This window comes from Bifidobacterium pongonis (genome assembly GCF_019331805.1).
In the GTDB taxonomy this organism is placed as follows: Bacteria; Actinomycetota; Actinomycetes; order Actinomycetales; family Bifidobacteriaceae; genus Bifidobacterium; species Bifidobacterium pongonis.
In genome coordinates, this window is sequence record NZ_JAHBBE010000001.1 from 208977 (window position 1) to 222534 (window position 13558).

A 13558-nucleotide genomic window follows, 5' to 3' on the forward strand; every position below is an offset into this window, starting at 1 on the left:
CGACCCTGCGCAACCCGCAGCCTCGCAATCCGCAGCCTCGCAATCCGCTCCGAGTACACGAATCCCCGCATGGAGACCGGCTCACATGCGGGGATTCATATCATTTCGAAGCGTTCGCGAATCGCGGATCAGATCGCGGCGGAACCGGTTTCACCGGTACGCACGCGGGTCACGGAATCCAGCGGAGCGACCCAGACCTTGCCGTCACCGATCGTGCCGGTGCCCGCGGCCTTGACGATCACGCTGACCAGCGTCTCCGCATCGGCGTCGTCGGACAGCACCTCGACGCGGATCTTCGGAATCAGATCGACGGTGTATTCGGCGCCACGGTAGATCTCGGTGTGGCCGCGCTGACGACCATACCCGTTGGCCTCCGAAACGGTCAGGCCGTGCACGCCCGCCGCCGCAAGGGCTTCCTTGACTTCATCGAGTTTATGCGGCTGGATGATAGCGGTGATGAGCTTCATCTCACCTCACCTCCTTGAGAACGGAGCTGGCAGTACCAGCGAAATCATATGCGCGTTCGCCCTGATCGGCGAGATCGATACCGCCGACCTCCTGGGCTTCGGTGACGCGCCAACCGATGGTCTTCTCCAGTGCGAAGGCGATGATGCCGGTGATCACGGCGGACCAGATGATGGCCACGAGCGCAACGAGCAGCTGCACGACCAGCTGACGCCAATCGCCGCCGGCCAGCAGACCGGTGCCCTCACCGAAGAAGCCGATGAGAATGGTGCCGGTGAAACCGCCCACGCCATGCACGCCGACCACATCAAGGGAATCATCGTAACCAAGCTTGAACTTCAAACCGCAAGCCAGGCAGGTGAGCACACCGGCGATCGCGCCGAGCACCACAGCCCACAGCGGGGAAACCACGTCGGCGGCCGGAGTGATGGCGACCAGACCGGCGACGATACCGGAAGCCGCGCCCATGGCGGTGTAATGGCCGGTACGAATCTTCTCGGTGAAGCCCCAGGAAAGCATTGCGGCAGCAGTGGCGGCGGAAGTGGACACCCAAGCGTAGCCCGCGGTGCCATTGGCGGCGAACGCGGAACCGGCGTTGAAGCCGAACCAGCCGAACCACAGCAGGAAGGCGCCAAGCATGACGAACGGAACATTGTGCGGGCGGAACGGCTGCGTGCCGAAGCCCTTACGCTTGCCGATGATCAGCACGATGATCAAAGCGGCGACAGCGGCGTTGATATGGACGACCGTACCACCTGCGAAATCATGCGCCTGCGCACCGATAGCCTGGGAGATCGCGCCATCCGCGCTCAGCAGACCGCCGTTCCACACCATGTGGGCGAGCGGCGCGTAATCGAACGTAACCCACAGCGCCACGAAAATCATCCAAGTGCTGTACTTCACACGTTCCGCGATGGCACCGCAGATCAGCGCGACGGTGATCATGGCGAACGCGGCCTGGAACGCCACGTCGATGCTCACCGGGTACTTGTTGTCGTTCAAACCGGTGGAGGTGAACACACCGTCCTTGGCGATCATGGAATCCTTCAGCAGGAAACCGCTGGCAGGGTCGCCGAAGATACCTCCGATGGACTTGCCGGCGTACGCGATCGACCAACCCCAGAACACCCAGATCACCATGGTGACGGACAGCGCCGCAGCCTCCATGATCATCATGTTCAGAACGGCCTTCGCGCGAACCATGCCTCCGTAGAAGAACGCCACACCCGGCGTCATGAGGAAAACCAGGGACGCGGAAGTCAATATCCATGCGGCATTTCCGGTATCCATGTCTACCTCCCTCTCTTATCGTCTTGCCCTTGCGAAAAGGGACTTTCTCAATTATTCGGCCCTTGCGGGGCTCACAGTTGAGTAGTGAACGCCGCGCGCGTTTTCTTCAAGTTACGGCAGGTTACACATGTGTTAAACATGTAAAAACCGTGTTATGAACAAACGCGCGAGGCCTTGGAAACACTACGTTTCGTTACGATCGCGACGAGCGGCGATCAGTCGAGAATGCCGTCCACGAACCCTTCCGGATCGAACGGGGCGAGATCGTCGGGGCCTTCGCCCAAACCAACCAGCTTCACCGGCACACCCAGCTCCTTCTGTACGGACACCACGATGCCGCCCTTGGCGGAACCGTCAAGCTTGGACAGCACCACGCCCGTGATGCCGATCGCCTCGGCGAACACCTTCGCCTGAGCCATGCCATTCTGGCCTGTGGTGGCGTCGAGCACGAGCAGCACCTCGTCAACCGGCAGATTCTTCTCGGTGACGCGGCGGATCTTACCCAACTCGTCCATCAGATTCGCCTTGTTCTGCAGGCGGCCCGCAGTGTCGATGATGAGCACATCCGCATTATCGGCCTTCGCCTTGGCGCTGGCCTCGAACGCGACGGATGCCGGATCGGCGCCATCCTTATCGGAACGCACGACCGGCACGTTCACGCGCGCGCCCCACGTCTCCAACTGATCCGCCGCAGCGGCACGGAACGTATCCGCCGCACCCAGCACGACCTTCCGGCCATCCGCCACGAACAGACGCGCGAGCTTGCCCGCGGTCGTGGTCTTGCCGGTGCCGTTCACGCCCACCATGATGATGACGCTCGGCTTGTTCGCGCCCTCCTTGTCGGCGTTCAGACGGCGGTCCGTATCGCGGCCGACCACATCCAGCAGCTTCTCACGCAGCGCGGCACGCACCTCGGCGGCATCGGCCTTGCCGGTCACGCGCGCATCGGTGCGCAGTTCGCCGACCAGGCGCTCGCTGGCCTCGGCGCCCACGTCGGCGAGCAGCAGCGTGTCTTCGACGTCCTGCCAGTCATCCTCGGAAAGATTGTCTTTGGCGAGAATGTTGAACAGCGCCTTGCCGAAGGGGTTGGCGCTGCCGGCGAGTTTGGCCTTCAGGCGGGTCATGCGGGAGCCGACGGATTCGGGGGCGTCCAGCGCCTGGCCGGTTGCGGCGGGGGCGGGCTGTTCGGGTTCGGAGGCGGGCTGTTCGGGTTCGGACGGTTCCGGAGTCTTCGGAGTCTCCGCCGATTCCACGGGTTTCGCAGGTTCGGACGGCTTCGACGATTCGGAACTTCCGGGCTTGGACCCGGCCCCAGATCCAGATTCCGATTCGGATTCGGATTCGGCAGCAGCCTCGGACGCGGATCCGGACTGCCCGCTTCCAGACGCCGAACCGGCAGCCTGCGCACCGGAACGATCCAACGCCTTATCCAAATCCTTCTTGCGGGACTTCTGCATCCACACACTGACGGCGATCAAAGCGACCACCACAATAACAATGCCTACGACGGCAAGAATCATATTCATATCCATAACGTCCCAGTCTACCGATGGCGCACCCGGCACGCCCTCCCCCACGGCAATCCCACACATCGGCGGAACGGAACCGCGCCATGCCGCCCTTTTCCAGTGGCCGTGAAAAACTAGGCATATGGCCAATACTTCACGAATGTCGTCCCTGCAGCGCCGCGAACAACTCATCCAAGTGGCCCGTTCGCTCTTCGCCGCCAAAGGATTCGAAGCCGTGAGCGTCGAGGAGATCGCCGCCCATGCGAAGGTCTCCAAACCGATCGTTTACGAGCATTTCGGCGGCAAAGAAGGCATTTATGCGGTGATCGTGGACCGCGAGATGCGCGCGTTGACATCCGTGCTCATCGAATCGCTTTCCGATCCGACCGCGCACCCGCGCCAGATCGTGGAACGCGCGGCCATGGCCCTGCTCACCTACATCGAACAGAACGCCGAAGGCTTCCAAGTACTGGTCCGCGACTCGCCGACCACCGACCCCTCCGGATCGTTCAGCTCCCTGTTGGGCGACATCTCGCTGCGCGTCGAAGACCTGCTGACCGCGACCTTCAAACGCCAGAAGCTCTCCCCCAAAGGCGTGCCCTACTATGCGCAGATGCTGGTGGGCATGACCGTGTTCACCGGGCAGTATTGGGCCGCGCACCCGAAAGTCAGCAAGGAGCAGATGGCCGCCTACCTCGTCGACCTGGCGTGGCACGGGCTGAGCCGGCTCGACTCCAAGCCGAAACTGCTGTTCGAGGACGCGAAGTCGCGCAGGAAGAACAAGGACGGCAAGGGCGGCGACGGGCATGACGGGCGCGAAAAGCAGGATGACGACCGCAACGAGAACCGAAAAAATGACCGAAAAGGTGATGAGGATGCGCAAGTCCCTTCCACACAGGTAGATACAGTGCTACCGTGTGAATCTGACAATGAGCAGGATGACCGAACGGCCTGACCGAACCTGACCCACGGGGTTGAAGAGGATATACGTTATGACGAAAACGTCGAAAACGCTGAGCTTTGTGATTCCTTCATACAACATGGAGGCCTATCTCGACCGCTGCGTGAACTCGCTGCTGTCCGCGCGCAAAACCGACGACATCGAAATCCTGATCGTCGACGACGGGTCCAAGGACGGCACCCTCGCCTACGCGCAGAAGCTGGAACGCAACAATCCCGGCATCGTACGCGCCATCCATCAGGACAACAAAGGCCACGGCGGCGCGGTGAACACCGGCATCGCCGCGGCAACCGGCATGTATGTGAAGGTCGTGGACGCCGACGACTGGGTGGGGCCCGAATCGCTCGAAGCGGTGATGGCCGCGCTGCGCGAGGAAGCCGAACGCGACGACCCCATCGACATGCTGGTGACGAACTACGTTTACGACAAAATCGAAAAACGCCACAAGCACGTGGTGAACTTCCGCCACGCCATGAAGCCCGGCAAGCGCCTCACTTGGGACGATCTGGGGCATTTCGGCCTCGCCGAATACATCCTCATGCACGCGCTGATCTTCCGCACCGACGTGGTGCGCGCGTCCGGCATGCAGCTGCCCGAGCACACGTTCTACGTCGACTTCATCTACGCCTACCAGCCGTTCCCGTGGGTGAAGACGCTGAAATACCTGGATACGCCGTTCTACCATTACTACATCGGGCGCGAAGGGCAGAGCGTGCAGACCGACGTGATGATCAGGCGCGTGGACCAGTTGCGGCTGGTGAACCAGCGCATGGTGGAGGCGACGCCGGAACGCGGCACGGTGCCGGACGGGCTGTACCGCTACATGATCCACTTCCTCTCCATCGAGAGCTCGGTGGCCAGCGTGTTCATGATCCTGTCGAAGGACCCGGAGAACTACGCCAAGAAGGACCAGATGTGGGCGGATATCAAGGCCCACTCCCCCTCGATTTACGCGGATGTGCGCAAGAAGGCGATGTCGCGCGCGCTGAACCTGCGCGGGTCGGTCGGGCGGTTCATTATCCGCAACGGCTATCTGGTGGCCGAAAAGGTGGTTGGCTTCAACTGATCGGCGGCTTGGGCGGCGTTTGGGCGTTGGTTGGGCGGTTTGGGCGGTTTGGGCGCTCCAAACCAACCCCCGGCCACAGCTTTGTCGTTTTTTGCGGTTCCGGTGGCTTGTACGACTCTCAGGTAGCCCTTTGCTAGCCGTTACTACGGTCGGCGAAGGGCTACTTCGCTTATGTATGGCAGATTTGGCCCCTTCACAGCAACTAGGTGGCTTATCTATGGCACGTCGAGCGCGAAACCCCGAGTACTGGCGTTGGAATTCCAGCGCTCGTACTCGGGGTTTCGGCCTTTCGGTGCCATATATAAGCCACCTAGCAAAAATCAAACCCCTGAATCTGCCATATATAGGCGAAGTAGCGGCATCCCCCTACACAAAAACGGTCCCAGCCGTCACAGCAGGCGTTCGCGCACGCAGATGCGAATCGCCTCGGCCCGACTGTGCACCCCCATTTTCCTGTAGGCGTTGTTCACATGCGTCTTCACCGTTCCCTCCGACATGTGCATCAGTCGCGCGGTCGCGGCGGTGGTGCGTCCACGCAGATACTCCCGCAACACCGCGGTTTCGGTTTCGGTCAGCATCATCCGCGTGAACGTCCACGAATGTTCACGCCACTGTTCCAAATCGGCGCGCCCGGCCACATGCGCCATAACCTGCACATACTCCTGCAGAGAGGCCTCCTTGCGCAAGATGCACGACATGCCGGACGCAGCCCCGCGATTTTCGCCATCATCGATGCGGAAAGCCGTAAGCCCCACAACATGCGTCCCCGGATGAGCGTCGCGCATACGGCGGGACAGTTCGAACCCATCCATTCCGGGCATCATCACATCCGTCAGCAGCACTTCGGGAACCAAATCGGGCGACTCGCACAACGATAGGGCTTCCGGCCCATCGCAAACGCTCCACAGCACATGAACCGGGGAGGGAACGTCCTCGAACATCGCGTGCAGTGCCTTCACCACCAGGGAATCGTTGTCGACTATTCCCGCGGTGATGAATTCCCGATTACCGCCCATGATTCGCTATTCCCCTCACTCCTGCACGCCGTGCTCCGCAATTCGCGGCATTTCCGCGTTTCCCTCGAACGGTATGGTGATGCACACGCTCCACTCTCCGTTCTCCTGAGCGCATTCCAACGATCCGCCCGCAGCCTCGATCTCCTTGCGCAGCAACGCCAGCCCGCATCCCGAAGTGAATGCGGAAGGCACCTCGCCTGTTGCATCAGCCGGATTATCGAACGAGCCATCGACCCGCTTATCGACCGGATTGGAGGAGTACACGTTCACATGGTCGCCGCACACTTCCACCTCCAAAGCGTAGGCGCCGGGAACGCCGTATTTCAGCATGTTCGCGCCCAATTCGCGGACACTCGCCTCGACCAGTCGCACGCATTCCGCACCCGGGCACCGGCAATCCCCGCTGGAATCCCCGATGGAATCCCCGCTGATGTGAACCGCACCATGCCACCCTTGGCTCTCCAATCGCCGGGTCAACTCGTCGAGTGTGGGGGCGAGCGCCGCGGACAGGCTTTCCGCAGGCGTACGCCCGTCATGTTCCACAGTGGCAATACTCCCCGTTTCGACGCCAGCTGCGCCCAACGCCGAACGCTCCGGAATGATGACCTCCCGGCGTACCTGCGCAAGACTGCGCTCCAGAATCCCCTTGACCTCACCAACCTCCGCGCAAACCGCATCGTTACCGGCATTATGCGACATGATCGCCCGGCAGTGCAGGACGGCGTACACCAGATTATTCGCCAAAGAATCATGCAGCACATGCAGAACGCGCAAACGGTGCGCATATTGCTCGGACCGTTCCTTGGCGGCCGCCTTGTCGCTCTCCGTTGCGATCATCGTTCCGACCAAAGCACCGATGCACCACCACATCGCGCAGCCCTGAACCGAAGGGGCAACGGAAAGGACCAACTCGTTACCGGCGATGGCGCCAACGCACCCTGGTATGCAGCCGATGACCAGCACTGCCCCGGCCAGTTTCAGCGACCTCCAGTGGTCACCCAACACCACCATCGCCAACCAGATGGGAGCCGAATTCAGCCAGTTGATATCCGGCCCGGCATAAGGCACCACCACGCATGCCGCGCAGCATACGGCGACGGCGAGGGCGCACCATTGCGGGGCAAAAGGCAATGCGACGAGCAAAATCACGAGCACCGGCAACGGCCAGCCCGCCGGAATGGACGCCAGCAACGCATGCACGCTACCTCCCGACCACACGGCGATCAGCCACACCGCGCATAGCCACGACACCACGCAATACGCCCAACGCCGCCGCAAGAAATTGCGTAGTTCAAAACCCGGTTTGACGCTGTTTTTCATGTTGTTCCCCTGTTCGTTGTTGGGCGGTTTGCTTGACAGGACAGCACTGTAAGGCAGCGCGCGCTATGGGCGGGCGGCGCGGACTCATACGAATGGTCAGCGTTTCATCGTGCTTCACCGTGCTTCACCGTGGCACTGTTTGAGCGTGGCAGGGATGCTACTTCGCTTATATGTGGCAGATTTCGGGGTCTGCATTTTGCTAGGTGGCTTATGTATGGCACCGAAAAGCCGAAACCCCGAGTACAAGCGCTGGAATTCCAACGCCCATACTCGGGGTTTCGCGATTTACGTGCCATACATAAGCCACCTGGTTGTCGCGAAGGGGCCGAATCTGCCACAAATAAGCGAAATAGGGGTTCTCACATGCGAAAACCGGACCGACACAATGGTGTGTGGAGCCGCGTCTGCGGCTTCACACACCCCTCCGCGGGGTTCAACATGCCCCGGTTCGCCCCAGTTCGCCCCGGTTCGCCCCAGTTCGCCCCAGTTCGGCTCAGTTCGCCCCAGTTCGGCTCAGTTCGTCCCAGTTCGGCTCAGTTCCAGCGGTCGGACATGGCGAAACCGTTACGCATCAGGTTGCTGGACGTGTACAGCACATCATTGAGCAGCGTGGTGGCATGCTTACGCAGGTATTCCGCCATCTCGGTATTGGAGGCTTCGAGACGCCGACGCACCGCCGCGGCATCACCGGTCGTCTCCCCTCCGAACGCAGCATCCGTGCGCTCCACCAGACGATGCCCGAACACGCGCGCGTTCTCCGCAAACCCTTCGATCGCATTATTGGTCTCATACCAGTGCGCGTCGGCGAGCGCTGCGATCAGACGGTTCGTCCAATACAGGTTGTCGGTGGAAACCTCGGGCGTGGTATCGCGCAGGTAAGCCGGGGTGTCGTTCACGTTCGCGTAGAACGGCGTGGCCGCGGTGAACGGCCCGGAACCGTAGGAGATCCACATGATCGAGCGGCTTTCGGCCGGCGCATACGGGCGAATCTGCATGGCGACCATGTGGCCGGTGCGGTTGATGCCGATCGGGCGGTAACGGTGGCGGCTTTCCGGGGTGCCGAGCGTGCCGTACGGGTCGTAGGGCGTGCCTTCGAAATGGGCGCTCATGAGGAAGTCGACGTCTTCAATGGTGACGGTGTTCTCCGGCACACGGCACCACGGGATGTCGTCGCTGGACGGCGTGTAGCGGGCGGCTGGCGAATCCCAGTCCTCGCTTGGGTTGAGGTGGCGCTGCATGTACCAGGCGCGGGGCGTGTTGTAGATGTGGTCCTTGGTGGTGGCGGTACCGAACACGGTGCGCGGGTTGAACCGGTCGAGGCTGGCGCCGGAGGGGTTGACCGTGCGGCTGAGATGATGTTCGGCTATGAATTCGCGCAGGTCGCTGGAGCACAAGTATTCGCGCTGCTCGCCGAAGGCGTCGTTGCAGTCGAAGTCGTCGATACCGAGCTGGTTGGGGATGGTCGCGTAGCAGTCGTCCGGCACGCGGCGTGCGATCCAGTGGTGCCCGCCGATCGTTTCGACGTACCAGATCTCGTCCACGTCGGAGATGATGACGCCGTTCGCCTCGTACGTACCGTATCGTTCCAGCATTCGGCCGAGACGGCTGACGCCTTCGCGCGCGGTGGCGACGTACGGCAACACCAGGGTGATGATGTCCTCTTCGCCGATGCCGCCGGGCGTACCGTCCTCCTGCAGTTCGACCATGGGGTCAGCGGCAAGTACACGTTCGTTGACGGCGATGGTTTCGGTGGCGCTCATGGCCACATTGTGTTCGTTGACGCCCGCTTCGGCGAGCACGCCGCGGTTGGGCAGCACGTTCGGCACGATGCTGTACCGGCAGGGGTTGTCGGGAAGGTCGATTTCGACGTGGCTCAGCACGCTGCGGTAGTGGCGCGGCTGGTCTTCCGGCGCGACCGCGATGAAACGCTTGGGATCGTAACGGCCCGAACCGGAATCGTCGTCGCGGGCGATGATGGTGGAGCCGTCGTAACTGGCTTTCTTTCCTACGAGAATCGTTGTGCATGACATGCTGCCTTACTGTAGGAGGGTGCGCGGAAGATGGCGGGGGCGGGCGGCGATGTTTTGTGGGGAGGGGCGCGCGGAATGCGGGGCGCACGGACGGATTGCGCGGGATTGGCGCAGGCGGATTGCGCGGGATTGCGGTACGTAGGATGGACGCAGGATGGGCGCGAAACGGATTGACATGCCTGTTTGTGGCGCATCTTCGAGGAATGCTGTATAATAGCCGACTGTTGCCCCTCTAGCTCAACGGTTAGAGCAGCGTCCTTTTAAGTCGTGGGTTGTGGGTTCGAATCCCACGGGGGGCACCGCGAATCCCTCGGAAACATGGTTTCCGAGGGTTTTCTGTATTTGCGAACTATGCCGCCCCCGCTGGGGGGGGGGGATGGAAGTGAAAGCCGGACGCCCCGAGTATCTTGGGGGCCGGCTTTCGCGCTATTTACGCCGAAATCCCGGCAATCCCTCCCCACCGAAATCGGACAAAATCAGGCGGAATTTGTCTGAAAACGGTTGAGGGGTGGGCAAGAGCAGGGGGTAGGCAAGGGTAGGCAGGGAGCGGGCAGGGAGCGGGCAGGGCAGGAGCGGGCGGCAAGGGGAGGATACGGCAACAGAGCTTTACCGAAATCGGACAGAATAGGGCGAAATTTGTCTGAAAACGGTTGAGGGGTGGGCAGCAGAGGAGAACAGCGGCAATGCACGTTACCGAAATCAGACAAAATCAGGCGGAATTCTGTCTGAAAACGGTAAAGAGCGGGCGGCAAGGGGAGGATACGGCAACGGAGCTTTACCGGAATCGGACAGAATAGGGCGGAATTTGTCTGAAAACGGTTGAGGGGGTGGACAAGGGCAAGAGGCAGGCAGGGGTTGATAAGGGAACCTAGGGAAAGACACACGACAGAGCCGACAAGGGAACCTAGGGAAAGACACACGACAGAGCCGACAAGGGAACCTAGGGAAAGACACACGACAGAGCCGACAAGGGAACCTCAGGAAGGACACGCGACAGAGCAGGCAAGGGCAGGCAAGGGCGGGCAAGGGTTAGCAAGGGGCAGGCCAGGGATGACTGGCGAAGGCTGGCAGGGGCGGAATATGGCGGGCGGGGGCGCGTGTGGCGGGATATACTGAGACGCGAATACGGCGAAGTGAACGAGCACGGAAGGAAGCCGATGATCAACGAACAATACAAGGCGATGCTGGGCGGCAAGTCCGTCATCCGCGAATTGAGCGAATACGCCACCAAGCGCGGTGCGCAGATCGGGTACGAAAACGTCTTCGATTTCTCCCTGGGCAATCCTTCCGTCCCCGCGCCGCGCGACTTCACCGACGCCATGGTCGACCTGTACGAGAACGGCGACCCGGTCGCCATCCACGGCTACTCCCCCTCCCTGGGCATCCCCTCCGTATGCGCCACCATCGCGGACTCCCTGAACCGCCGCTTCGGCATGGACTACGAAGGCCGCCACATCTTCCCCACCACGGGCGCCGCGGGCGCACTCTCCCACGCCATGCGAGCCGTAACCAAGCCGGGCGATGAGATCATCACCTTCGCCCCCTACTTCCCCGAATACCAGCCGTACGTGAATGGTACCGGCGCGCATCTGACCGTCATCCCCGCCGACACCACCAGCTTCCAAATCAACTTCGAAGCGTTCGAAGCCGCACTGAACCCGAACGTGCAGGCCATCCTCATCAACACGCCGAACAATCCTTCGGGCGCAGTGTATTCCGCGCAAACGCTGACCAAGCTGGCCGCGATCCTCGAAGCAAAACAGCAGGAGTACGGTCACGACATCTTCCTCATCAGCGACGAACCGTACCGCGAAATCGTCTTCGACGGCAACACCCAGCCGTACCCGGCCCGCTTCTACGCCAACACGCTGACTTGCTACTCCTTCTCCAAGTCGCTCTCGCTGCCGGGCGAGCGCATCGGCTACGTGGCCGTGAATCCGAAGGCCACCGACGCCGACCTGCTCGTGCCGATGATGGGCCAGATCAGCCGCGGCACCGGCCACAATTGCCCGCCGAGCTCGATCCAGCTGGGCGTCGCGAAGGTCATCGACGAAACCAGCGATCTGAGCGTCTACGAAACGAACATGAACCTGCTGTATGACGCGCTCACTTCGCTCGGCTTCGACGTGGTGCGCCCCGGCGGCACGTTCTACATCTTCCCGAAGGCGCTGGAGGAGGACGCGACCGCGTTCTGCATGAAGGCGAAGGATTACGATCTGATTCTGGTGCCGTCGGAAAGCTTCGGCGTGCCGGGCTACTTCCGTATGGCGTACTGCATCGATACGGAGAAGGTGAAGCGTTCGATCGGCGCGTTGGAGCGTTTCGTGCACGAACAGTACGGCAAGTGATGCCGCGTCGCCGTGACAGGCGATCGCCACATATCACGCATTCGCGCATACCGCGCATTCGCGCATACCGTGATACGACATATACGGCTGTGGGCGGGATGGATTCGATCCGCGATGGATTCGATCCGTCCCGCCCACAGCCGTATGTGATATGTGTTCTACACGGGCGCACCACGCACCACGCGCCAAAGCCCGCAAGCCCGTACGCCCGCGCCCTGCGCCCCCCCCCTACGGACGCCCCGCCAACGTCGGGTCGATATGCATGGTGGGCAGCCGCTGCTCCATCACCTCATTGTTGAAATGCAAATCGATCCATTGCACGACCGGCGAATCGGAGTGGATGCCGGCCAAACGCATGTACCAGCAGTCGATGGCCATCAGCGAGAACAGCGCGTCGCCCAACAGCAGCACGAAACACACCGCGGTCAGCGAGTAGCGGATCTTCCACGGAATCCGGTTGATGCAGTTCAGCAGTGCGGGCAGGATCAGCTTCATCCACACCACGCCCAGCACACCCCAGAAGAACATGAACTGGCCGCAGGTGCGCCCGCCGATCGACAGCCATTTGCCGCTGTAATCCCACGCCTTCATACCGACGGTCACTTCCATGAACCAGCTGCTGAGCCATTCGAACGCGCCGCCCAGCACCGCCGACGACATGAAGATCGTCAGAAGACTCGACTTGTACAGCCGGTTCAAGCATACGGAGACGAGCAGCGTGCCGAAACCGTAGATCGCGGAGAACGGCCCGTACAGGAAGCTGGCGCGGTTCTGATAACCGCCGAACACCACGATGTGGTACACCGTTTCGACGGCGCAGCCGAACACGCAGCCGACGGCGAACAGCCAGAACATGTTGAAGAAGTTCAGCTCCATATAGCCTTTACCGGTGCGATCACGGCCGAGCATGCCCTCGCGTTCGCTCTCCATGAAGACGTCGCGCTCGTCCATGCGCCGCAGCGTGCGCTGCAATCGGCGCTCCTCACGCAGACCCGGGTCGACCGTCACGGACAGCGCCGCCAGCAGCAGGAACTGCACGACCTGCACCAGCAGATTCCACCCGACGCCGTGCAGGCAGAGGGTGAACATGATCTCGAAGAAGGTGAGCGGCATCAGCACGTACGTCCAGGGCGCGGCGCGATGGCGTTCCTTACGGAGGATCAGCAGTACGCCGAAGATGATCATGAGCACGGAGTTCACCGCGAACAGCGCGGTGCCGATCACGGACATGATCACGGTGAGGTTCAGCGGATTGACATGCTGGTAGCCGAGCACCACCGCGCCTATGGACAGGATGATTTCGCGCATGACGAGCGGGAAGGACACGATGCCGTCGAACAGTACCAGGTCGCCGAAGATGGTGACGATGAGCGGCATGTTCCGTTCCAGATCGTGGGTGCGAGCGGTGCGATGAGCGGCTTGGTGAGCGGCGTTGCGAGCATCATTACGAGCGGTATCCGCCATGTTTTCTCCCTATCTCCCCAGTACGCTCCAACCTAACAAAGCGGGCATACTTCGGCTTTGAGGTCAGCTTCCGGCAAAAGCGGGAGCGCC

General features: G+C 61.5%; 10 protein-coding genes and 1 tRNA gene. 4 read left to right on the plus strand and 7 right to left on the minus strand.

Annotated features, from left to right (window positions below; all coding sequences use genetic code 11):
- Window positions 1-128: 128 nt before the first annotated feature.
- The 3 genes from KIH75_RS00945 to ftsY form a co-directional block, all read right to left on the minus strand.
- Window positions 129-467, minus strand: coding sequence for a P-II family nitrogen regulator (locus tag KIH75_RS00945; RefSeq protein WP_219054913.1), 339 nt, complete (start codon window positions 465-467; stop codon window positions 129-131).
- 1 nt (window position 468) lies between these two features.
- The gene (locus KIH75_RS00950) at window positions 469-1755 is read right to left on the minus strand and encodes an ammonium transporter (RefSeq protein ID WP_219054912.1); all 1287 of its coding nucleotides are present in this window, start codon (window positions 1753-1755) and stop codon (window positions 469-471) included.
- A 215-nt stretch (window positions 1756-1970) separates the two neighbouring features.
- Entirely contained in the window at window positions 1971-3287 is a 1317-nt protein-coding gene (gene ftsY, locus KIH75_RS00955) for a signal recognition particle-docking protein FtsY (protein ID WP_219054911.1), read from the minus strand.
- Window positions 3288-3423: 136 nt separating this feature from the next.
- Between ftsY and KIH75_RS00960 the strand changes: the two genes are divergently transcribed.
- Together KIH75_RS00960 and KIH75_RS00965 are read left to right on the plus strand one after the other, a co-directional pair.
- Complete coding sequence (locus KIH75_RS00960; protein ID WP_219054972.1) at window positions 3424-4218, plus strand: TetR/AcrR family transcriptional regulator; 795 nt, start codon at window positions 3424-3426, stop codon at window positions 4216-4218.
- Window positions 4219-4255: 37 nt separating this feature from the next.
- Complete coding sequence (locus tag KIH75_RS00965; RefSeq protein WP_219054910.1) at window positions 4256-5290, plus strand: glycosyltransferase family 2 protein; 1035 nt, start codon at window positions 4256-4258, stop codon at window positions 5288-5290.
- Window positions 5291-5679: 389 nt separating this feature from the next.
- On the opposite strand, the gene KIH75_RS00970 is transcribed toward KIH75_RS00965, so the two are convergent.
- From KIH75_RS00970 to KIH75_RS00980, 3 genes are all read right to left on the minus strand, one after another.
- Window positions 5680-6306: a response regulator transcription factor gene (locus KIH75_RS00970; RefSeq protein ID WP_219054909.1), complete on the minus strand. Its 627-nt coding sequence runs from the start codon at window positions 6304-6306 to the stop codon at window positions 5680-5682.
- A gap of 15 nt (window positions 6307-6321) precedes the next feature.
- The gene (locus KIH75_RS00975; protein ID WP_219054908.1) at window positions 6322-7626 is read right to left on the minus strand and encodes a sensor histidine kinase; all 1305 of its coding nucleotides are present in this window, start codon (window positions 7624-7626) and stop codon (window positions 6322-6324) included.
- Between the two features lie 533 nt (window positions 7627-8159).
- Window positions 8160-9656, minus strand: coding sequence for a C69 family dipeptidase (locus KIH75_RS00980; protein ID WP_219054907.1), 1497 nt, complete (start codon window positions 9654-9656; stop codon window positions 8160-8162).
- A gap of 226 nt (window positions 9657-9882) precedes the next feature.
- Between KIH75_RS00980 and KIH75_RS00985 the strand changes: the two genes are divergently transcribed.
- Window positions 9883-9955 (plus strand) — tRNA-Lys (locus KIH75_RS00985).
- Between the two features lie 858 nt (window positions 9956-10813).
- On the plus strand, window positions 10814-12004 hold the full coding sequence (locus KIH75_RS00990) for a pyridoxal phosphate-dependent aminotransferase (RefSeq protein WP_219054906.1): 1191 nt from the start codon (window positions 10814-10816) through the stop codon (window positions 12002-12004).
- Window positions 12005-12232: 228 nt separating this feature from the next.
- Here the strand turns inward: KIH75_RS00990 and KIH75_RS00995 are convergent, their stop codons facing one another.
- Complete coding sequence (locus tag KIH75_RS00995) at window positions 12233-13468, minus strand: putative ABC transporter permease (RefSeq protein ID WP_219054905.1); 1236 nt, start codon at window positions 13466-13468, stop codon at window positions 12233-12235.
- Between the last annotated feature and the right edge of the window lie 90 nt (window positions 13469-13558).

Excerpts from the sequence above, each read along its gene's own strand:
- KIH75_RS00980 (WP_219054907.1), bottom strand. The coding sequence starts at position 9,656 with ATGTCATGCACAACGATTCTCGTAGGAAAGAAAGCCAGTTACGACGGC.
- KIH75_RS00970 (WP_219054909.1), bottom strand. The coding sequence starts at position 6,306 with ATGGGCGGTAATCGGGAATTCATCACCGCGGGAATAGTCGACAACGAT.
- ftsY (WP_219054911.1), bottom strand. The coding sequence starts at position 3,287 with ATGGATATGAATATGATTCTTGCCGTCGTAGGCATTGTTATTGTGGTG.
- KIH75_RS00995 (WP_219054905.1), bottom strand. The coding sequence starts at position 13,468 with ATGGCGGATACCGCTCGTAATGATGCTCGCAACGCCGCTCACCAAGCC.
- KIH75_RS00990 (WP_219054906.1), top strand. The coding sequence starts at position 10,814 with ATGATCAACGAACAATACAAGGCGATGCTGGGCGGCAAGTCCGTCATC.
- KIH75_RS00975 (WP_219054908.1), bottom strand. The coding sequence starts at position 7,626 with ATGAAAAACAGCGTCAAACCGGGTTTTGAACTACGCAATTTCTTGCGG.
- KIH75_RS00945 (WP_219054913.1), bottom strand. The coding sequence starts at position 467 with ATGAAGCTCATCACCGCTATCATCCAGCCGCATAAACTCGATGAAGTC.
- KIH75_RS00960 (WP_219054972.1), top strand. The coding sequence starts at position 3,424 with ATGTCGTCCCTGCAGCGCCGCGAACAACTCATCCAAGTGGCCCGTTCG.
- KIH75_RS00950 (WP_219054912.1), bottom strand. The coding sequence starts at position 1,755 with ATGGATACCGGAAATGCCGCATGGATATTGACTTCCGCGTCCCTGGTT.
- KIH75_RS00965 (WP_219054910.1), top strand. The coding sequence starts at position 4,256 with ATGACGAAAACGTCGAAAACGCTGAGCTTTGTGATTCCTTCATACAAC.